The 22,768-nt window shown below is 42.9% G+C and carries 16 protein-coding genes; 1 reads left to right on the top strand and 15 read right to left on the bottom strand.

Going from position 1 to position 22,768, the window contains the following annotated elements:
* Positions 1-64: 64 nt before the first annotated feature.
* From BLS28_RS04250 to bglX, 3 genes are all read right to left on the bottom strand, one after another.
* Positions 65-1,834 (bottom strand): RagB/SusD family nutrient uptake outer membrane protein, encoded by a 1,770-nt coding sequence (locus tag BLS28_RS04250; protein ID WP_091163056.1) that lies wholly within the window; start codon positions 1,832-1,834, stop codon positions 65-67.
* A gap of 27 nt (positions 1,835-1,861) precedes the next feature.
* On the bottom strand, positions 1,862-5,110 hold the full coding sequence (locus tag BLS28_RS04245) for a SusC/RagA family TonB-linked outer membrane protein (protein WP_091163055.1): 3,249 nt from the start codon (positions 5,108-5,110) through the stop codon (positions 1,862-1,864).
* Positions 5,111-6,046: 936 nt separating this feature from the next.
* Positions 6,047-8,353, bottom strand: coding sequence for a beta-glucosidase BglX (gene bglX, locus BLS28_RS04235; RefSeq protein WP_218134350.1), 2,307 nt, complete (start codon positions 8,351-8,353; stop codon positions 6,047-6,049).
* Positions 8,354-8,542: 189 nt separating this feature from the next.
* Here bglX and BLS28_RS04230 point away from each other — a divergent pair, with 189 nt between their 5' ends.
* Complete coding sequence (locus BLS28_RS04230; RefSeq protein WP_091163053.1) at positions 8,543-9,304, top strand: NUDIX hydrolase; 762 nt, start codon at positions 8,543-8,545, stop codon at positions 9,302-9,304.
* A 21-nt stretch (positions 9,305-9,325) separates the two neighbouring features.
* Here the strand turns inward: BLS28_RS04230 and BLS28_RS04225 are convergent, their stop codons facing one another.
* From BLS28_RS04225 to BLS28_RS04170, 12 genes are all read right to left on the bottom strand, one after another.
* Positions 9,326-11,047 carry a HAMP domain-containing sensor histidine kinase gene (locus tag BLS28_RS04225; RefSeq protein ID WP_091163052.1) on the bottom strand — a complete coding sequence of 574 codons (1,722 nt, stop codon included), beginning with the start codon at positions 11,045-11,047 and terminating at the stop codon, positions 9,326-9,328.
* A gap of 2 nt (positions 11,048-11,049) precedes the next feature.
* On the bottom strand, positions 11,050-12,180 hold the full coding sequence (locus tag BLS28_RS04220; RefSeq protein WP_091163051.1) for a histidine kinase: 1,131 nt from the start codon (positions 12,178-12,180) through the stop codon (positions 11,050-11,052).
* 125 nt (positions 12,181-12,305) lie between these two features.
* Complete coding sequence (locus BLS28_RS04215; protein WP_091163050.1) at positions 12,306-13,352, bottom strand: outer membrane beta-barrel protein; 1,047 nt, start codon at positions 13,350-13,352, stop codon at positions 12,306-12,308.
* A gap of 128 nt (positions 13,353-13,480) precedes the next feature.
* Positions 13,481-14,047 carry a K(+)-transporting ATPase subunit C gene (locus tag BLS28_RS04210; protein WP_091163499.1) on the bottom strand — a complete coding sequence of 189 codons (567 nt, stop codon included), beginning with the start codon at positions 14,045-14,047 and terminating at the stop codon, positions 13,481-13,483.
* A 109-nt stretch (positions 14,048-14,156) separates the two neighbouring features.
* Entirely contained in the window at positions 14,157-16,187 is a 2,031-nt protein-coding gene (gene kdpB, locus BLS28_RS04205; protein ID WP_091163049.1) for a potassium-transporting ATPase subunit KdpB, read from the bottom strand.
* Positions 16,188-16,189: 2 nt separating this feature from the next.
* A complete protein-coding gene (gene kdpA / locus BLS28_RS04200; protein ID WP_091163048.1) occupies positions 16,190-17,905 on the bottom strand; it encodes a potassium-transporting ATPase subunit KdpA in 1,716 nt (571 codons plus the stop codon).
* Between the two features lie 9 nt (positions 17,906-17,914).
* A complete protein-coding gene (gene kdpF / locus BLS28_RS31535) occupies positions 17,915-17,992 on the bottom strand; it encodes a K(+)-transporting ATPase subunit F (RefSeq protein ID WP_083879072.1) in 78 nt (25 codons plus the stop codon).
* A gap of 465 nt (positions 17,993-18,457) precedes the next feature.
* Positions 18,458-19,804: a sigma-54-dependent transcriptional regulator gene (locus BLS28_RS04190; protein ID WP_091163047.1), complete on the bottom strand. Its 1,347-nt coding sequence runs from the start codon at positions 19,802-19,804 to the stop codon at positions 18,458-18,460.
* Positions 19,805-19,926: 122 nt separating this feature from the next.
* Positions 19,927-20,127 carry a YqaE/Pmp3 family membrane protein gene (locus tag BLS28_RS31675; protein ID WP_090531506.1) on the bottom strand — a complete coding sequence of 67 codons (201 nt, stop codon included), beginning with the start codon at positions 20,125-20,127 and terminating at the stop codon, positions 19,927-19,929.
* A 50-nt stretch (positions 20,128-20,177) separates the two neighbouring features.
* Positions 20,178-20,729, bottom strand: coding sequence for an acyl-CoA thioesterase (locus BLS28_RS04180; protein ID WP_091163046.1), 552 nt, complete (start codon positions 20,727-20,729; stop codon positions 20,178-20,180).
* Between the two features lie 208 nt (positions 20,730-20,937).
* Positions 20,938-21,663: an SDR family oxidoreductase gene (locus BLS28_RS04175; protein ID WP_091163045.1), complete on the bottom strand. Its 726-nt coding sequence runs from the start codon at positions 21,661-21,663 to the stop codon at positions 20,938-20,940.
* Positions 21,664-21,714: 51 nt separating this feature from the next.
* Complete coding sequence (locus BLS28_RS04170) at positions 21,715-22,620, bottom strand: helix-turn-helix domain-containing protein (RefSeq protein ID WP_091163044.1); 906 nt, start codon at positions 22,618-22,620, stop codon at positions 21,715-21,717.
* Positions 22,621-22,768 lie beyond the last annotated feature (148 nt).

Here is a 22,768-nt window from a genome sequence, read left to right as displayed (position 1 = left end):
ACTATAAAAAAAGGTGGAGATAATTATCTCCACCTAAAGTTAAATATTTAAAATCAATGGTTAATTAATAACCAGGGTTTTGTTTAAGTTTTGAGGCCCCTTTTGAACCAGAAAGGTCGATCTCGCTTTGAGGTATAGCGTAATATTCGTTTTTACCTTTAGTAAAGTGAGCACCGTTCAGCTGTGAGTTAACGTTAATATCGTATGCGAAGAAAGCGTTGATTTCATCAGCCATGCTGCCTGTACCTTGATCCCAGCGTTGTAAATCGAAGAAACGCTGACCTTCCATCGCCAATTCAAGTTTACGCTCGAAATGGATAGCTGTACGGGCATAAGTTTTATTGGCAAATGCACCGGCAGGATATGGTTTAACCAAATAATTATCAGCAGGGGTTGTCTTTGTAGTATACTCCGATTTTGACGGATCGTATGCTGAATTTTTATATACCCACCAAACAGGATTTGCAGCACGGTTACGAACCATATTTACATATTCTAAAGCCTTATCAGTACTTCCAACTTCTACTTCAGCTTCTGCAGCCATCAGTAAGACATCGCTCCAACGCATTAAGTTAATGTTGTTTGAGGTAACCTCATTGGCTGCCCAGTAGTTTTCAGTACTTGAATTAGTACCTTTTTCGGCAGATGAATAAACGTTTTTACGTGGATTGAAAACACCATCTGTAGGGTCACGGATCCAACTTGCCGGAGGATTGCCCCAGTCAAGATAAGGAATGTTAGGACGCCCCATGGTGATATCAATACGAGGATCTAAAGTACCAGTGTAAGGATCAGTTTTACCGCTTACTTTTTTACCCGAATTGAAAGTGGTAAACAATGGTAAGCCGTCACCATCTGTTTTAAATGAGTTACCTAATGATTGCGATGGGTTGAAGAAACCGCAGCAAGCACCAGGCCCACTGTTGTAAGGGAAGTTCAACTCATCGCCGGTGTTACCGTTGTTACCGCCTGAGTTATCATTAACTGATGATTGTGCAGCAAATACCGATTCTACACTGTTTTTTTGACCAGCCTGAGGGCTAAAGTTCTTCTGCATGTTATCGTTCAATGCAAAGTGGTCGCCGCTTGGTTTGGTACCATTAGGTATAAGGTTATCATATAACGCTTTAGCTTCGGCAAATTTGTGTTGAAACATTTTTGCTTTGGCGAGATATGCCATAGCTATCCATTTGTTCGCGCGGCCTTTTTGCGATTGAAGGGCAGGAATATTATCTATACCTGCCTGTAAGTCAGCTTCTATATTCGGCCAGATATCCTTATCATTAGGCTGGTTGGCATCTGTTTGCGTTTCGTCAATGTAAGGGATCATGTTGTACATTTTCTTAAGTTCCATGTAGTAATATCCTCTTAAGAAACGAGCTTCACCGGTAATCCTTTTTACATCATCGGCACTGATATCTTTTGCTAACGGAAGTGTGCGCAAAACGTCATTAGCCCGGCTAACACCGTTAAAACAAAGTCGGTATTTGTCTCTGATGTACGGATTCGAGGTAGAATAAGTAAAATTACCTACCGGCAAGATATCGTTACCACCATCCGATGGCTCTGAACCTTTATAGGCATCACCAGCAGTAACACTACCAAATAACCAGTTTGAACCGGCTGCGTTTATACCGCCGCCATTACCACCTACACCGTCCAACAGTGAATAAGTACCAATTAGTAAGCTTTCAACACCAGTTTTGTTAGCAACGATGTTCGGGCTTAAGCTTTGCAGGATGGGCCTGTTTAGCATATCCTTACGGCACGCATACACCAGGCACACCAACAGCGACGCTATTGGTATGATCAGTTTTATTTGAATTTTTTTCATAACTTTTATATTAAAAATTTCTCAATATTAGAAAGAGGCGTTAACACCAATGTTATATATCTTCTGCCCGGCAGGGTAGTTACCAAAGTCGATACCAAAACTGGTATTGTTATTTAGGTTTGATGGCTGTAACTCAGGATCTAAACCAGTGTACTTCGTAATAGTGAACAAGTTGTTAGCCAACAAATAAAACCTTAATCTCTTAATACCCAAAGCCTTGATTTGCGAATTTGGAACGGTATAACCTAATGTCAATGATTTCAACCTAACATAGGTACCGCTTTCAAGGTACCATGAATTTGGATCACCCGTGTTATCAGCGTTAGCTGTACGGGTTAATACAGGGATAGTTGCCTGGCTGTTATCAGCACCTGGTTTCCAAACTTTAGGGCCTAATATATCAGCACTTACGTTACCGGTAAATACTTGTGGGAAATAAGTCCAGTATTTAATGTAATTAAAGATCTTGCCACCAAATGAACCATAAAGAAAGGCATTCAGATCGAAGTTTTTGTAACTAACGTTGAATGTAAAGCCACCTGTAAATTTGGGGTTAGGGTTACCTATAAATGTTTTGTCATCAGAGGTGATCTTTCCATCACCGTTAACGTCGGCATATTTAAATAAACCCGGCCTTGCGTTAACATCGGTTGGCGAAGCAGCTATATCAGCAGCATCACGATATAAGCCGATAACTTTATATCCGTAAAATTCGCCCACAGGCTGCCCTGGCTGTAACCTTACAAAGTTTTGGATACGTGTTGAGCCATCGCTGTTACGATCCTGGTATTTAAGGCCATTCAAATCGGTAACAAGGTTTGAGTAATGGCTTGCATTCAGGCTCAGATCATATTTCCAGTCGCTGCCGACATTGCCATGATAGCTGGCAACAATTTCAAAACCTTTATTTTTAATGTTACCACCATTAACATAAGGTAAGTTTGCAACGGCAGCGGGAGCAAGTGCTATTGAAGGATCGCCTGATTGGAATAACAAACCTGTAACCGATTTCTGGAAATATTCAAATGTGAAATCGAATTTATTGTTAAACAAAGTAGCGTCAAAACCAATATTCTTGATCTTATCAGTTTCCCATGACGTAGCTAAGTTACCTTGTTGTATCCTGTACAAACCTGTAACAGTTGAGTTACCAGTTCCAGTGATGTCATAATTGGCATTACCGTTTGACTGGGCGTATAAGCTGTAAGCATTACTTAAGCGGGTTTCAACGCCGGCAAGTGAGCCAAGACTACCATAGCTTGCGCGGATCTTCATGTCATTAAGCCAGCTAACATCTTTCAGAAATGCCTCTTTGGAAATCCTCCAACCAGCGGTTACTGAAGGGAAAGTACCCCATTGATGACCTGGAGAAAAATATGAAGAACCGTCACGACGAACTGTTGCACCTAAGATATACTTATCGTTAAACTGGTAGTCCAATTTTGCGAAATACGAAAGCAAACCTGAATCAAAAAGCTGATCAACACCGTTGCTCGGTGGGTTAGCACCGTTGGCTACGGTTACATAGTTAGGGTCAAATGAGATATTGTAGTTACCTCCACCTGCACGGATACCGCGTCTGTAAGTAGTTATAGCCTCAGAACCAGCTAATAGATTAACGCTATGTTTACCAAACTGCTGTTTATAGTTTAAGGTATTAGTCCAGGTGTACTGGCTGTTGTAGCCTGCTACTTCAGTAAAACCGTTGGTTGAAGTATTACCTTCTGAGTTTTCATATGCAGGTTTAGTAAAGTAGTAGTAGTAGTAATTATCGACCGTACCACCAAATTGGGTGCGGATGGTGAAATGTTTCAGAAAATCAGCTTCGGCATAAACGTTGCCTGTTATATCCCAGTTATTGTTCCTGTTATCTTTTGAACGCTCCTGAACTGCAACCGGGTTACTTGAGTTACCTAAACTGCCAGAACGAGTGCCCGCAAAGTTGCCCATAATATCATAAACCGGGATAATAGGTGGTTCACGATAGATGTATGAAATAGCGTTACCTTCGTTTTGGTTGTTGCTAAGGTTAGGGCTTCTTTTATAAAAAATATAAGCATTTTCACCTACACGGATATGAGGTCCAACAGCAAAATTTGTATTAATCCTGGCAGCATACCTTTTGAAGTAGGTATCAATTAAAGTACCTTGTTGATTAAGATAGCTTATTGACATCAGGTAAGTTGATTTATCGTTACCGCCGCTTGCTGTAATATTATGGCTCTGTATCGGAGCTGGCTTAAACACCTCATGAAACCAGTCGGTACCTTGTTTGTTGGCACGGGTGATCTGGTTATCTGTAGTAAACGGATTTAAGAGATAAGTTGATGGATCGGTTTTTGGGTCACCTACGTGAGCTCCGGCTGGTGTAATATAGTCTGGAATTGTCCAGGTACCTGTTTTTCCAGGATCATATTGTGGGTTACCTCCTGCCAGAGGGCTTGAACCGTCAGCGTTGGGGCTGTTTTTGTATGATTGATAAATGGCCTCTACATACGTTTTGGTATCGGCCAGTTTAAAACCATCTTTTAATGGCCTTTGCGTACCATAGTAAGCATCATAGCTAATAGTTGCAGCACCACTTTTTCCTTTTTTGGTTGTTACTACCACAACACCGTTTGAACCACGCACACCGTAAATTGATGCCTGACCGTCTTTCAATACCTGCATTGATTCGATATCGTTAGGGTTGATATCGTTCAATGAGCCCTGAACACCGTCAATTACAATAAGGGGCGCTGTACTGAAGATAGAGCCCACACCACGTACGTTAACTGTAGTATTAGCACCAGGGTTACCTGAGTTAACTACAGTAACACCTGCTGCAGTACCCTGAAGTAAGCTGGCTGTGTTTGATGCAGGTACTGTTTTCATGGTTGCAACGTTAACCACCGATACCGAACCGGTAATATCTTTTTTACGCTGAGCGGTATAACCGGTTACCACCACCTCATTCAGTGTACTGCTACCTGATTGTAGTGTAACCCGAAGGTTTACATCAGTACCTACCTTAACTTCGGTACTTTGATAGCCGATGTAAGATACTACCAGCGTATTGCCCGGGCTAAGGCTTAAGGTGAATTCACCATTAACATCAGTTACAGTACCAGTGCTTGTACCTTTGACGCGTATGGAAGCGCCAACAACAGGTAACTTATCGTCCGAGCCGATAACCTTACCTTTGTACTTTGTTTGGGCTGTAACTACCAATGAAGATACCAGGCAGCATAGCAGCAAACCCAAGTATCTTCCTTTTAGGAGTAAACTTTTAAACATGAGATTGAGATTTAGTTGATTAATATATTTGATTTAAGCTTTTAAGTCGATAATTGGTGTTGCTAAGTTTTAAAATAGAAAATTGCACACTTACAGGTAGCCTGTTTTAACCGAGCGACTGTGAGATAAGCTCTGTTAAACAGATTAATGGGAGATGAAGTGTTGGAAAGTAAAAAATGTAAAAGTTTTATCATATGAACTTCTCTCGTATATTTTTTTTAACTTTTTTATCCGTGTAATCACCTTTTTTATGCTCCTGCTAATGAAGCAACATTAAAGTTAAAATGTTATAATAATATTAGATTTTGAACGATTTCTGCCAAAACAGAAATTTATATTGGCTATGGAACTAATGTAATTAGTGTGTACTGTATACACAAGTAAAATAGGTAGATTTACAAATTAATTATTTATAGGTCGATTTATCCACTAAAATTACAAATTGAGAATCTTTCATTAATACATTGCTAACACATGTCATACTTTTTTAAAAATATCGTATTGTAAAAATGTTGCTATTATTCTGTAACCGGTGCAAAAAAGTTGTTAAAACAATAAATATTAACGCAACCGAGCTGTTATCTTAAATATTTTGCCCTTAGTTTAATGTGCGGGCCCTCCCTGCCATAATTTACCAAAGTGTTAAAATATCATTATACTTTGAAAATACTGTCAGGTCAACATTTATTATTAATTATGCAATAATAAATGTTAAATATACATTTACCAAAGCAGTACTTTCCAAACAATAAATGTTCAGATTACATTTATTACAATCGATTTCACGCCTTTATACAACATTTTACACATTTTTTCCAAAACAAAACGGCACCGGTGAATTTTACTTACCGGTGCCGTTCAGATATTTTCGTGCGTCAAAAAATACCTTTACCATTTTTAACAAAGTGCTAAAAATGTATTACACTTTAAATGGCACTATTTAGCCCACCAAACCGATGCATTATGCGTATCGGCCGAGTTGGTTCCTATTTCAACTACAAATTCGCCTGCTTCCCAGTCATACTTAAGCTGCGTATTATAAAACTTCAGTTGCTCTGGAGTAATAGTAAAACTAACCTGCTTTGATGCTCCCGGCTGAAGGCTTATTTTTTGATAACCTTTAAGTTCTTTTACCGAACGGCTGATGCTTGCCACAGGGTCACTTATATACAATTGTACTACTTCTTCGCCTGCATATTTACCGGTATTGGTAACCGTAACAGTAGCCTTTAAAGTTTCATTACCTTTTAATTTGGTTTTGCTTACGCTAACAGCGCTATAGTTAAAGGTGGTATAGCTTAAGCCGTAACCAAACGGATAAAGCGGATCGTTTGAAATATCAAGGTAATTGGACCTGAATTTTGAAGGACCGCCTTTGTATGGCCTACCCGTGTTTTTGTGGTTATAATAAATAGGTATTTGCCCTACGCTGCGCGGAAATGTAGCAGTCAATTTACCGGCCGGGTTATAGTCGCCAAATAATACATCGGCGATGGCGTTACCGGCCTCGGTGCCGGGCGCCCAAACGTCAAGTATCGCGTTAGCATGTTTATCTTCCCAGGTTAAGGTAAGCGGACGACCGTTAAACAGCACAATCACCATTGGTTTGCCCAATTTTGAAAGTTCCTTCAGCATGTTTTTCTGGCTTTCGGGAATATCAATATCCGAGCGGCTTGACGATTCACCCGACATACTTTGCGATTCGCCAACCACAGCCACAATCACATCCGATTTTTTGGCGGCATCAACTGCTTCCTTCAACAATTCGTCGGCCGGCTTAGCATCTAAAGAAACCATTCCGGGACCAAAGTTCAGCCTTTTAATAAACAAACTGTCTTCGGTTATATTGGCACCTTTGGCATAGTTAATGGCAACATTGTTACCTACCACATTTTTGATGCCTTCCATTACGCTTACCGATTTTTGCCATTCGCCGGCAATAACCCAGGTGCCCAGCATATCGCGGTGATTATCAGCCAACGGACCTACCAGGGCAATACTGCCGCCTTTTTTAAGCGGAAGTGTCTGATTATCGTTCTTTAGCAATACAAAGGAGTGTTTAGTGATCTCCCGTGCAGCAGCGCGGTTCGCAGTCGATAACTCTTCTTTAGCTTCTTTACCGGCATCCATTGATTTGTAAGGGTTATCAAACAAACCTAATTTGTACTTAGCTTCCAATACACGCCGGCAGGCCAGATCAATTTCCTGCTGGGTTATTTTCTTTTGTGTAAGCGAGTTTTTCAATGTTTTCAGGAACCCCTCTCCTACCATATCCATATCCAAACCGGCTTTCAGGGCAAGGGCAGATACCGTTTGCAAATCGCCAAGGCCGTGATCTGTCACTTCGTTTACTGCGGTATAATCAGATACCACGAAACCTTTAAAACCCCATTGTTTTCTTAACAAATCGGTTAACAACCATTGGTTAACCGTTGCAGGCACACCATCAACTGTATTAAATGAACTCATAAAGCTGCCCGCACCGGCATCAACCGCTGCTTTATATGGCGGCAGATAATCCTGGTACATTTTAATGCGGCTCATATCCACTGTGTTATACTCACGGCCGGCTTCTGCACCACCGTAAAGTGCAAAGTGTTTAACACAGGCCATCACGGCATCGGCATCTTTCATATTGGTACCCTGATAACCCTGCACCATAGCTTTTGCCACCTGTGAGCCATACCACGGGTCTTCGCCCGAACCTTCAGAAATACGGCCCCAGCGCGGGTCGCGGGCAATATCAACCATTGGCGAAAACACCCAGTTCAAACCTTCGCCGGTTGCTTCTTTAGCTGCAATTTGTGCCGATTGTTTGATCAAGCCCATATCCCACGTTGCCGACATGCCCAACGGGATAGGGAAAATAGTACGGTGACCGTGGATCACGTCCAAACCAAAAATAAGCGGAATGTGCAGCCTTGAGTTTTTAACGGCTATATCCTGGATCTGGCGGGTTTGCGTTGTACCCCAAACACCAAACACTCCACCAATTGATCCATTTTTAATATTTTCTTCAACCCCTTTATTTACTACCGATCCTGTTGTTGCTGCTCCGATGGTTACCAGGTTTAGCTGCCCTATTTTTTCATCAAGGGTCATTTTACTCATCAGGCCTTTTACATAGGCGTTCATTTTCGCATCTTCGGTTTTAGCCTGTGCCAGCACCTTGTTAAAGGGTGTCAATGCCACGCAAAATGGCATCACGGCTATGACAAGCCGGCTTGAAAAATACTTCTTCATTTTTTAAGTTATATGGGTAGTAAATAATTGGTTAACAAATATGACTAATAATCAGGGTATTTCATTGTACCCTTAAATATTTTTGATGATTTTTAAAGCGATATGCTATGGCATTCCGCATAGTGTATTAAGTACACAATTGTAAATATTATAATTAAAAAATCAAACTTTATTTGTACAATAGCACAAATGTTAAGCAAACAGCAACTTATTCAGTACAGCGAGGATGCCCGCAAAAACTATGTAAACCACATTTCTATTGATTGTGTTGTATTTGGATTTCACGAAGGGCAAATGAAAGTGCTGCTATTAAAAACCAATGACGAAGAGAAGTGGTACCTGCCCGGCGGTTTTGTACTTAAGGAAGAACCGATAGATAACGCCGCTGTAAGGATCTTGCAGGAACGTACCGGTTTAGATAAAATATTTCTACAGCAGTTTCGTGTATTTGGCGATCCCGACCGTTCAAAAGTTCATAACGATATGTATGCCGATATGCTGCCAAAAGAACAAAACTGGTTTTCAGGCCGGTTTATATCTATAGGCTATTATGCGCTGGTCGACTTTTTTGGCGTTATACCCCACCCCGATCAGTTTTCGGAGCTTTGTGCCTGGCGCGACCTGGATGACATGCCCGAAATGCAACTCGACCATGAAAATATTTATAAAAGTGCATTAGATGCCTTACGCCTGCAGCTTAACTATCAACCGATAGGTTACAACCTGATGCCGGGAGAATTCACCATGCCCGAGTTGCAAAAATTGTATGAAGCAATTTTAGGTAAAAAGTTAGACAGGCGTAACTTTCAACGCAGGATCTTAGCATTCGGCATCCTGAACCGATCTGAAGAGCCACGTAAAGGCGGCGCGCATAAGGCGCCGTACCTATACTCATTTGATATGAAAAATTACCAAAACGCCTTAACCGAAGGGTTTAAAGGCGGATGGTAATTATGTTAAAATGGCGATGGCTTACGCCGCAGCTATCGCCCGTTTTAATGTAAAATAAAATGTACTGCCCGAACCTATTTCGCTGTCCACGCTAATCTTTCCAGCCTGTGCCTCAATAAAATCCTTGGCTATGGCAAGGCCTAAACCCGTTCCGCTTTGCTCGGATGTAGCATTAGGCACCTTAAAATAACGCTCAAATAAACGGGGCAGATATTGCTCTTCTATCCCCTTACCATGATCGGTTACCGAAAACTCTATCTCATCGTTCTTACGTTTTTTAACCACCAGCTCAACTGTTGATTTTTCGTGGCTGTATTTTATGGCATTGGAGAGCAGGTTGATGAGTACCCAGGTAGTTTTATCCAGGTCGGCATGTACCTTTGGCAAACTTTCATCACATTTTACTTTAATTTCCACATGCTTTTGGTCGGCTATAAACTTAATGGCTTTTACGGCATAATCCACAATATTTTGAGGGTGCGTACTGCCGAAGTTAAGCTGTAGCTTGCCGGTTTCAACCTGTGCCATGTCAAGCAGTTCGCCTGTGATGAGCAACAGGCGACGAGTATCGTCGTCAATATTACCTATCAGCTGGCGTTGTTCGGCATTTACTTCGCCTATGCGCTCATCTTCCAATAACTTCAAGCTCATTTTTATAGATGAGATGGGGGTTTTCAACTCGTGCGATATGGTAGCAATGAAATTGGTTTTGGCCTCATCCAGTTGCTGATATTCGGTAATGTTTTTCAGAATAATCACTTTACCTATCACTTTATCCCTGCTGCTTACCGATAAGGATTCGCGCGAATAAAAACCTTCGCGCTCATCAGCAAAGATCCGAAGCTTTGCCTGGTCATTAACAAGCAATTTACGCATCAGATCATTTTCAATAGCAATATCTGGCGCATATTTACCATTAAGCTGGTCGGCTTTCATACCAATCAGGTTGCAGGCCACTTGGTTGGCGAAAATGATAACACCTTTTTCATCAAGGCCAATAATGGCATCATGCATGGAGTTGATAATAGTTTCAATTCGCTTTTTCTCAAACAGGATGCTGGCCAGGTTACTATTTTCAAATTCATCAAGCTTGCGCGTCATGTTATTAAAAGCCTGGCCCAGTTCGCCAAATTCATCGTCCGATTCAAAATGAATTTGCTGGTGATAATTTTTGTTTGATACCTCTTTAATGCGGGCAGTAAGCTCCTTAATTGGGTTGGCAATGTATCCCGGGAAATTAACTGCGAAACTGAATGCTACTAAAAACAAAAACGCGCCTAAAAATGCCACCAGCAACGACCCTCTTTTTGAAGTTGTGTTAGCTTTATCATTCTTCCGTGCGATAGCATCCATGTTGAGCTTCATTATTCCATACACCTGCTTGTGCAAGCGATTACGTAAGTCGCTTTCGGCTATTTTATTATCGCTCCCGTGCTTTAAACTCTCAAAAACAGCCCGCAAGGAATCTGTAAGTTGCAGCTCACCTGCCTCAGTGATATTGTGCTCCTGCAATACCAAATTGTCATTTATCGTTTTTTGTTGGTCGGCCGATAGTTTGTCGGTACGCGAATCAATAGCGGTAAGTATATTTTGCATATACTTTACTGTTTTATAGTTATCTTTCAATATGGCTCCTGCATCGGCAGATAACCGGTTTAGGAAATATATCGACATTCCGCAGCAAATTATTGCCAGTACAAACAGGAAACCTATCCCTGCCCGGAGTTTATTTTTTATTGTCATGGCTATGAAAGTATTACAAGGTCAATATCAGTTTTCGACATTTTATTTAGTAGCTGTGTAAACACCGCTGTTTTCATGATAAGCTGGTAAAATTTAAACCGCGGCTTGCCAATGCAAATCGTGGTGATATCATATTTTTCGGCCGTTTCCCAAATGGTACGGGCCACATTATCATCTTTTACCTTCAGCACTTCCCCTCCCAGTTGCGTGGCCAGCTTCATATTATTGATAAGGTGCCTTTGCGCGGCTAAGTTAATCTTATCGCTGCTCTCGCGCGAGGTTTGCACATATAGTAAATACCATTTGGAGCGATAGTATGATGATAGCCTTGCCGTTTTACGGATAATAATCTTAGCCGACTCATCATTGGTACTGATGCAAGCCAAAAAAAGCTCGGGCCTTAGCTTAATTGTCTTAGGCACCTCAATATCAATTTTCCGCTCTACCTGGTGGGCCACCTCACGCAGGGCCAACTCGCGCAGCTGCAAAATCCGCTCTGCCTGGAAAAAGTTACTTAACGCCGTCGGGATCTTTTTTTCATCATAGATCTTACCTTCCTTCAAGCGCTCAATCAGTTCGTCGGCGGTAAGGTCGATGTTTACCACTTCATCGGCCAACTGCAAAACTTTATCGGGTACGCGTTCATTGATGGTAGCTCCGGTTATCCGCTGCACTTCTTCATTAAGGCTCTCCATGTGCTGTATATTCACCGCACTGATCACGTTAATGCCTGCATTCAGGATCTCCAGTACATCCTGCCATCGTTTTTCATTGCTGCTGCCCTCAATGTTGGTGTGGGCAAGCTCGTCAACTATAACCACCTCGGGGCGCAGGCTTATCACAGCTTTCAGGTCCATCTCCTCCAGCTCCTTCCCTTTGTAAAACAGTTTACGGCGGGGTATTACAGGCAAACCTTCCAGCAAGGCATGGGTTTCTTTACGGTTGTGGGTTTCGATGTAACCAATTTTCACGTCGATACCATTGCGCAGCAGGGTTTGGGCCTCCTGCAGCATCCGGTAGGTTTTCCCAACACCGGCGCTCATGCCTATATATACCTTGAACTTTCCCCGGCGCGATTTTTTGATCAGCTCCAGGAAGTGCTCTACAGATTGCTCTTTAGTGTCCTCATTCATAAGTCGCCTTTGAATTTTCCTTTAGTTTTTATGGTGTTCCATGCCGGTCAGGCTTTCCGCTCACTTTGCACATGCTTTAGCCACGATGCCTGGATCTGCTGTAATACCTAAGCATTTAATTGCTGCTAAAACCCATAAACAGCTGCCAGCACAAACTGTGATGCAGACCTTGTCAAATCACCATTGCGTGCTTTAAACTGCTCTACCGATCCGTGATCCAATCTCACCTCGGGTATTAATGTTAACGGGCCTGCTTTAACGTTAGCCGTAAGCGTTGCCGCTGTAACCGATTTACCATTTGCCGGCCCTGCAATTGCGGTATAAATACCTGTTTTATGCTTAAAATATTCGCCCCTTAAACCAAGTGTAACGTATTTTGAAACTGCCAGTTGCGGATACAAAGCTACGCCCGAAAAACCGCCGGTAACACCTTTGTTTGCCGAAAAGTCGGCCGCGTTCAGGCCCAGCTTAAACGCGTTTGTTATTTGATACGCAGTTGTTAAATCAAACTCGGTGCCTACAATCCCTCCGGTAATTACGTTTAAGTAGGCGGTCCAGCCCTTAACAGGGTTTAATATTAGCTGAGCGCCAAAACTGTTTACTTGATTTGACGACCGGTAATAATTCCAATTATCATTAAACACACCGGCCATCACGTTCACTTTATCCGAAAACGAATATGCGGCTTTAAAACCCGCGTTTTGAAACGGGCCATTGGTAAACAGGTAAGAGGTTGAGTAGTTAAAATTGCCAACCGGGCTCACAACTTCATAACCTATAAAAGTAGCCATATATCCGGCAGTAAGTACAAATTTATCTGTTACATCATAAGCCACATACAAGTTTTGAATATGATACGACTCGCCATCAGATCCGTTTGGTATCGACTGGCTTTGTCCTCTCGGACCAAATGATAACTCGCCTACAAAAGCGGCCCTGCCAACCTTTTTCTTTAAACCCAGATCTATCATCCCGATAGAAATTGAATTGTGATCCGTTGCAAAACTCGTCGGGATCTGCGATCCCCTGTTTGCGAAATCATATTTAAAATAGGTATCAACCGAGCCGTAAACCACCAAAGGTGCATCGGATGTGGTTTTGACCGTATCCTGAGCCTTAACTATAAAAGCACAGGTTAACATCGAAAATATCAATAGCAGGAAAAATTTCATTTAAGTAGGTATTAAAATTTCCGGGTTCCTTATTGGTAACCCAAATTGTGTTTGTATCCTCGCCGTTGCTAATTATTGCCAACCCCGGCGAGGATTTGAGCTCCGCTAAAACTGCGGTAGCCTGGTTTTTACTTCTTCACCCTATCCAAAGCCACATTCAACTTCAATACATTCACTTTAGCAGGGCCAAACAAACCTAACAAAGGTTGTTCAGTATGCTCATCAACCAGTTTGTTTACGGCATCAACTGATAAACCGCGAACTTTAGCTACACGGGCAACCTGAACTTTTGCGCCTGCTGGTGAAAGATCAGGATCCAAACCGCTACCTGAAGCCGTAACCAGTTCGGCAGGAATCTGTGAGCGTGTTACCCCTGGGTTGTGTTTCAGAAAATCATCTATTCTGCCTTCAACCTGTTTCAGGTAATCAGGATTTGACGGGCCTTTGTTTGAACCGCCTGAGCCGGCAGCATTGTAATCAACTGCTGATGGACGGCCCCAGAAATACTCGTCTTTAGTAAACTTTTGACCAATGTTGGCGTAGCCAACTACACGGCCTTTGTATGTAATGGTTTCACCATCACCTTTACCCGGGGTAAATTTACCCATACCGGCTATAGCTAAAGGATAGATGCCTGCTGTTAATACTATCAGTATTAAGGTAAGCTTGATGGATGGCAACAAATATGTTTTCATTTCTTTTTTAGATTTGAGATATGAGATTTGAGACATGAGATTTTGTTAAATACGAAATGCGTGACTTATAACTCAAAAAGTCTCAAATCTCATATCTAACATCTCACATCTATATAAAAATTGAAACAGCTAAATCAATTAATTTAATGCCTATAAAAGGTATAATAATACCGCCTAACCCATAAATGAGCAGGTTACGGCGTAACAACGCGCTTGCACCAATCGGCTTGTACTCAACACCACGTAAAGCCAGCGGAATCAGTAGCGGAATAATAATGGCGTTAAATATCACCGCCGAAAGTATAGCCGATTGCGGACTGTGCAGGTCCATGATATTTAAAGCTTTTAAAGCAGGCATTGATACCATGAATAAAGCCGGAACAATGGCAAAATATTTAGCCACATCATTTGCTATACTAAAGGTTGTCAATGTACCGCGGGTCATTAATAATTGCTTACCTATTTCAACTATCTCGATCAGTTTGGTTGGATCATTGTCCAGGTCAACCATATTGCCCGCTTCTTTGGCGGCTTGTGTACCGCTGTTCATGGCTACGCCAACATCGGCCTGGGCCAGTGCGGGGGCATCGTTTGTTCCATCGCCCATCATGGCTACCAGTTTACCGCCCCGCTGTTCCTTTTTAATGTAGTTCATTTTATCCTCAGGCTTCGCCTCGGCAATAAAATCATCTACACCGGCTTTTTCGGCAATAAATTTGGCAGTAAGCGGGTTATCGCCGGTAACCATCACTGTTTTAACCCCCATTTTACGCAAGCGCTCAAAACGTTCGGCAATACCGGTTTTGATGATATCTTGCAGCTCGATTACACCCATGATCTTTTCATTTTGTGATACAACCAATGGGGTACCACCGTTTGAGGAGATCTTTTTAACATTCTCTTCCACATCCGCAGGGAATTGGTTACCGGCTTTAATGGCCATGTTGCGGATAGAATCGAAAGCACCTTTGCGGATGCGTAGGCCATCGGGTGTATCCAAACCGCTTGAACGGGTTTCGGCAGTAAACTTAATAAACACCGAATCGGTAGGAGCGTAGATTTTTAATTTGTGCGGGCCCTGCTCTGCAAGTTCTACAATCGACTTACCTTCGGGAGTTTCATCGGCCAGTGAACTTAACACACATGCCATTACAAAATCCTGCTCGTTTACGCCTGCTGTTGGGTAAAAGCTGGTTGCTTTACGGTTACCAATGGTTATGGTACCAGTTTTATCCAGTAATAAAGTGTCTAAGTCGCCTGCTGTTTCAACAGCTTTACCGCTTTTGGTGATCACGTTGGCGCGTAAAGCCCTGTCCATCCCGGCAATACCGATGGCCGATAAAAGGCCACCGATAGTTGTAGGGATCAAACAAACAAACAACGATATAAAAGCGGCTATAGTGATGGGCGTATTTGAATAATCACCAAATGGCTTCAGGGTAACGCACACGATAACGAAGATCAGCGTAAAACCGGCCAGCAAAATAGTTAAGGCAATTTCGTTAGGGGTTTTCTGGCGGGATGCGCCTTCTACCAGCGCAATCATCTTATCCAAAAAGCTTTCGCCCGGCTGGGTGGTTACCAATACTTTGATCCTGTCGGATAATACTTTGGTACCACCGGTAACAGATGATTTATCACCACCGGCTTCACGGATTACCGGGGCAGATTCGCCGGTAATAGCCGATTCATCAATGGTAGCGATACCTTCAATGATTTCGCCATCGGTTGGGATATTATCACCGGCTTCGCAAATGAATACGTCGCCTTTTTTTAACTGTGATGACATCACCCTTTCTTCCTTGCCGTTAACCAGTAAGCGTGCAGGTGTTTCCTCACGGGTTTTACGGAGGCTCTCGGCCTGGGCCTTGCCGCGTGCTTCGGCTATAGCTTCGGCAAAATTGGCAAACAAAACGGTTAACAACAATATAACAAATACTGTAAAGTTGTAGGCAAAACTGCCCTGGCCTTTATTGGCCAGTGAAAATATGCTCACAATGAGCATCACAACCGTACCTATCTCCACGGTGAACATCACCGGGTTACGGAACAGGACGCGAGGGTTTAGTTTGATAAAAGATTGTTTTAAAGCATCCCTCATCTGATCGCCCTGGAACAATGTATTTTGAGTTGAGTTCATGATTATTTAAGTGAAAAGTATTCAGCGATAGGACCTAAAGCAAGTGCCGGGAAGAATGACAGGGCAGCGATAATTATGATCACCGCGAAAATCATCAACCCAAAAGTTGAGGTGTCGCTTTTTAAAGTACCAGCCGATTCAGGAATATTCTTTTTATTAGCCAATAAGCCTGCAATAGCCAGCGGACCAATAATTGGGAGGAACCTACCCAATATCATGACGATACCTGTTGTATAGTTCCAAAAAATATTACCATCGCCCAAACCTTCAAAGCCCGAACCGTTGTTGGCTGCTGCCGATGAATATTCATACAGCATTTCGGAAAAACCGTGGTTGCCGGGATTATTTAACCAGGCCGATGGCTTGACAGCCCAGTCGGTACCGGGAACATGTACAATAAAGTAGGACGAAATTGCAAGGCCTACCAATATAATAAAAGGGTGCAGCAGTGCAATCAACGAAGCAATCTTCATTTCCCTCGCCTCTATCTTACGACCCAGAAACTCGGGTGTACGGCCTACCATTAAACCGGATATAAACACGGCTACTACCACAAATATGTAAAAGTTAAGGATACCAACCCCGCAACCACCGTAAAAGCAGTTGATCATCATACCTAAAAGCATTGACAATCCGGATACCGGCATAGCACTGTCATGCATGGAGTTTACTGAACCGGTAGAAGTTATGGTTGTCATGATACTCCAGTATGCAGAGTTAAGCGGCCCAAAACGTACCTCTTTACCCTCCATAGCTCCTGTTGGCTGGCTAATGCCCATATGAGCAATGGCAGGGTTACCATTAAGCTCGGCGTTGATGGTCGGGATCATCAGCAAAAGCATCCCCAGCGTCATTACGCCAAAAATTACATAGGCAAATCTCTTTTTGTTGAGATAAAAGCCCAATGCAAATACCAAACCGATAGGGATGATCAACTGGGCCACCAGCTCAACAGTATTAGTTAGGTAATTAGGATTTTCAATAGGGTGTGCAGAGTTTGCGCCAAACCAACCACCACCATTAGTGCCTAAGTGTTTAATGGCAACCATGGCAGCAACCGGTCCACGGGAGACGTGAACTGTGTCGCCTTGCATACTTATGAAAGTATCTTTACCTGCATAGCTTGTAGTCATGCCGTTAAAAGCGAAGATCACAGCTATCACAAATGAGATAGGTAATAATATGCGGGTGATTGATTTTACAAAATACTCCCAAAAGTTGCCCAGCTTATCGGTAACCTTATCTTTCATGGCCCTGAAAACAACCACCAGCGCAGCAATACCTGTAGCAGCCGATACAAAGTGCAGGAACATGAATACGAAGTGCTGTGTAAAGTAAGTAGCACCGCTTTCGCCCGAGTAATGCTGCAGGTTACAGTTTACCAAAAAACTGATGGCAGTATTGAAAGCTGTATCAGGCGACTGGCCCGGATTCGCATCGGGATTAAGCGGCAAATGGCCCTGGGCCATCAAACAAACAAAGGCATATATTAACCAAACGCTGTTAATGGTAAGCAGGGCCAGCAGGTGTTGTTTCCAGTTCATTTCGCGTTTGGTGTCGATGCCGCTGAAACGGAAAATAAAGCGATCAAGCGGGGCGAGGAAATCGAGCCAGGTTTTTTCGCCCTTAAATACCTTAGCTATGTAGCGGCCAAGGGGAATGGCGATGGCTAAGGTGAGCAGGTAGGTGAAAATCACACCCGTTAGTTCAGTGTTCATAGTTTAATTTTAAAATTTTTCGGGTTTGAGAAGTACGTATACCATGTAAATGAACACGGCTATTGCTACGATGAATAATGCTGCCATGATTTTAGATTTTTTCGAAGTACGTTACAGATTTAAAAAAGATCCAGAATACCACTACAAATGTGGCCAGGTAAGCGATTGTGAGTAAAGCATCCATTTTATGTGTTTTTGCAAAGGGCTTTGCCAAGCAGATGCCAAGAAAATTATTATCAATACAAATAACTGATTATTAATTATTTATATAACAACAGAAACATTATTTTATTTATTTAAGGAGAATTGGGCTATCATTTTGATAGCTGATTATCAAAGTGGGATTGAAGAAGGTCTTAGCTGCAGGAAGTAGCGATAACGTAACCTTTGGCAGATAGGCATGATCTCAAGAGTGGCAAATATCTCCAGGCCTCCGGCTTGTGTACGGCGGCCTGAGGCCGCTTGATAGTAGACACCCGGCTGGAGCCGGGCGTCAGCGTAGAAAGAACTTTTTATTCACTAAATCCGAAATCGAAATTCCGAAATCCGAAATCATTCCAAATTATACTCCTTCAGCTTTCTATACAGCGTAGCCACGCCAATATTAAGCAGGTGCGCTGCTTCTGCACGGTTACCGTGGGTATGGTTTAATACCCGTTGAATATGCAGTTTCTCTACAGATGAAAGATCAAATGCCGAAATAGGTGCACCGCTTTTCACCTGTTGCTGCTGAACTTCATAAGGCAGCAGGCTTTCATCAAGCACATTGCTATCGGTTAGAATAACAGCCCGTTCTACAATATTTTTCAACTCACGGATGTTCCCGGGCCAAGGGTAGGCTTCCAGTTTTTCTATGAACTCGTCGCTGAGGGTATTTACCTGCTTTTTTACTTTAAGGGCAAAATGCTGCATAAAGTATTCGGCCAGCAGTTTGATATCTTTTTTACGCTCGCGTAAGGCTGGCAGCGTGATCTGGAATACTGAAAGGCGATAATATAAATCAGACCGGAAATGGCCGTCATTGATTTCGTTGAGCAAATTACGGTTGGTAGCTGCCAGAATCCGTACATTAACCTGGGTGGGTTTGGTATCTCCTATTTTAATAAACTGCTGCGATTCAAGCACACGAAGCAGCTTGGCCTGTAGATCATGATCAAGCTCCCCTATCTCATCCAAAAATATGGTGCCACCGTTGGCTTCTTCAAACAGGCCTTTTTTATCTTTAACTGCTCCCGTGAACGAACCGGCTTTATGACCGAACAATTCGCTTTCCAATAATTCTTTTGTGAAAGCGCTGCAGTTTACAGCCACAAATGATTTAGCGCTGCGGTTACTGGCCTGGTGAATGGCTTCGGCAAAAATCTCCTTACCTGTGCCGGTTTCGCCCAATAATAATACAGTTGTATCGGTAAGGGCAACCTTTTGGGCAAGCTTAATTACATCGCTGATAGCCGTTGATTTACCGATGAGCCTGTCAAAACCAAACTTATCATTCAGCTTGCTTTCCAATTCGGCAACCTTTTGCTGCAGCAGGGCTTTATCCATGGCCTTGCTTACCAGCGGGATGATCTTTTCGTTATCATCGCCCTTGGTGATATAGTCAAACGCACCGGCTTTTATTGCCTTTACGCCATCATTGATAGTCCCGTAAGCCGTTAATACGATGATTTCGGTGCTGGGATAGTTTTTTTTGATGGTTTCAGAAAGGGTGATGCCATCAATATCAGGTAGCTTTACATCGCTTAATACCACATGTATAGTATCCTGCTGTAATTTTTTAAGGCCCTCTTTGCCGGAACCTGCGGTTATTACCTCATGACCTTCCAACTGCAGAATGCGCGCCAGCAAGTTACGGAGGCGTTCTTCGTCGTCGATAATTAATAGCTTACCTTTTTGCATCGTGGCAAATATGGTAATTTATTTTGAACCTTGATTTTTAGGATTTAAGGATTTCTTGATAGAATAGTCCTAAATAATCTCATTCAAAACCTCAGGGAATCCCATAATCATGCGAATCAAGGCTACCAACGGTAACGCCTTGTCGCCCGCATCAGTTGCCTGTGGCGTTTAGCCTCATAATAATCGCTGGTTACCAGGATGGAATGGATCACCCCCGGGATCCAGAAGAAAAGGGTTAAAAATATATTCAATATAAATGCACCTATTCTGCCAGTAGTAAGTATGGCAAGCGGTGGCAGTAAAAAGCACAGAAAATATCGCATCGCAGTAGTTTTAATGTTTAAACCATTTAGACGATACACCTGGAAATTTGTTACTGCTTTATTTCTTCACCAAGATTGGGTGGCAATTGATCCCCAAAAAACAAGGCTTTCAGTTCAGTAGCATCATTGGGGTTCATTTTTCCGCCTAATATTAACCTCAATTGGCGGCGGCGAAGCGCACCCTCATACAATGCGCGCTCTTTATCCGTTTCAGGTACCAGCTCGGGCACAGCTGTCTTTTGCCCATCTTTATCCAAAGCAACAAAGGTGTAATAGGCCTCATTACTTTTTACTTTAGTGCCTGATGGAATGTTTTGCGCCCATACATCCATCCTTACCTCAACCGACGTAGTGAATGCGCGGGTAACCTTTGCTTCAATGCTGATCACATCACCCAACTTTATCGGCGACTGGAACGATACGTTATCTACTGAAGCGGTCACCACTATCCTGTTACAGTGCTTTTGTGCCGAAATAGCAGCGGCAATATCCATCCAATGCAACAGACGACCACCCATCAGGTTGTTTAAAGTGTTGGTATCATTGGGCAATACCAGTTCGTTCATGATGGTGTATGATTCCTGCGGCGATTTTCCGGTCATATTCAGTCTGCTTTTGGGGCAAAGATAGGAAAAAACCTCAGCCAACCTCTCTTTTGGGGGGTTGGCTGAGGCTAATTGATTAGTACCTTGCAGCTACGAGGGTGGTGATATTAATAAAACAGAAAAAAGCTGGAAAATCTCCGGCCTGTTATCTTAAATCTTAACTTCCCGGATCTTGATTCTTGACTTCTTAAATCTTACTCCTTAATCACCAGGGCGTTTCGCCATAATCGCTCACATATTTACCTGTCGGGCCATCAGCACCTATCATGGCGTACGCTACAATTGGTGCTGCACCATCTTCAACGGGTTTGGGCCCGCGGTTACCATTAAATTCGGTGTTGGTGTAGCCGGGGTTCACCATGTTTACTTTAACCTGGTCTTTAAGGTCATAAGCCAGAGCAACTGTATAGGCGTTCAATGCTGATTTCGACGGACCGTAAGCACCTGTCTTAACCTGGTAATGCTCCCAGTTTGGATCGTTATGATAAGTTAATGAACCGAGGTCGGATGTTACGTTTACTATCCTTGGGTTTGGTGATTTTTTAACCAGATCGAGGAAAGTACGTGTTGTACGGACAACGCCGAAAAAGTTTACCTCAAACACCTCTTTCACGGCATCATCGCTCAAATTGGGAGCTGGTTGGGGAAACGGACCCGGGATACCGGCATTATTGATCAATACATCCAAATGGTCGATTTTGGCAGCCACCTCGTCATGAGCGGCTTGTACAGATGCCTGACTGGTTACGTCTATCAGCAATAGTTCTACATCGTTTAAGCCCTCAGCTTTAAGTTGCCCAACGGCTTTTTCGCCTCTCTCCTGATCACGGCTGCCAAGGTAAATATAGTAGCCAGCGGTAGCCAACTGGCGGGCGGTTTCCAGGCCAATACCCTTATTGGCCCCTGTTATTAAAACTGTTTGTTTTTCCATAATACAAAGCTACGGAGGTGCTATATTTTTGTCGCTGCACATAGCAGGGCATTAACTGTACATTTCCCGGATTTGCATTCTGAAAGCTATAGGCGTGGTATCGGCAAGGCGTTTAAAAAAGCGGTTAAAGTAAGCCGCATCTTCAAAGCCAAGCTCATCGGCAATTTGTTTTACCGATAGTTCGGTATGCAGCAGACGACGTTTGGCCTCAACAATCAATCGTTCATGGATGTGGGTGATAGCTGTTTTACCGCTTTGTTGTTTAATAACTTCCGTAAAATGCCCGGGTGTAAGATTCAGCTGTTCGGCATAGGCGGCAACGTCATGCTGGCTGGCATAATGCTCGCCAATAAGTGCCTGAAAACTTTTAAGAAGGCAATAGTTTAGTGTAACGCAGGTTTCATTGTACTGCTCGCTGTACAGCCTGCTCAGGTATATCACCAGCACCCGCAGCCACGAGGTAAGCATTTGGTTGCGCCAGGTACCATCGGCATTAAACTCAGTCAGCATTTTGCGCATGGTATCCTCTATAAAAGCCAGATCGACAGGGCTAAGTTTTATTTCATGCGCGGCGGCAGGGTTTTGAATAATGGGAAGTTGTTGAAGTATGCGATTATCTTCCAGCTGCAAAAATTCGTTGGTAAAGCTCATCATTAAGCCCTCCATTGGGGCCGAATGCTCTTTGAGGTGCACCTGCTGAGGAATAGTAAAGTAAAAGGTATCGGGCTTTACGGTATAGGGTACAAAATCTATCCAGTGGCGGTTAGCACCGCCTTTAACCAGTACAAAAAAGTAGTAATCCTTACGGTGAGGCTGCAGAAAAGCAGGGTCAAGCCTAAACTCGCCGCATTGCCCGCCGGCCTCGCGCACATCTATCATAGTATTACCCCGCTCGTTATTTTGCTGCAAGGTAAAAGTTGGGATAAGAGTTTTTTCGGCTACAGTTAAAACAGGCATAGGGCAAAGTACGCAATTAATTGATACTGTGTAAATAGCCTACCAACAGCGGATTGTAAATGTTTTGCCCCGCCAAAATCCCTCGCCTTGAAATAAAAATATGTCATTATAAGAAGAACGACGAAGCAATCGCACGCTATACAGCGTG

The sequence above is a fragment of the Mucilaginibacter gossypii genome (assembly GCF_900100945.1).
GTDB lineage: Bacteria > Bacteroidota > Bacteroidia > Sphingobacteriales > Sphingobacteriaceae > Mucilaginibacter > Mucilaginibacter gossypii.
This window is presented reverse-complemented; position numbering and strand designations above follow the sequence as displayed.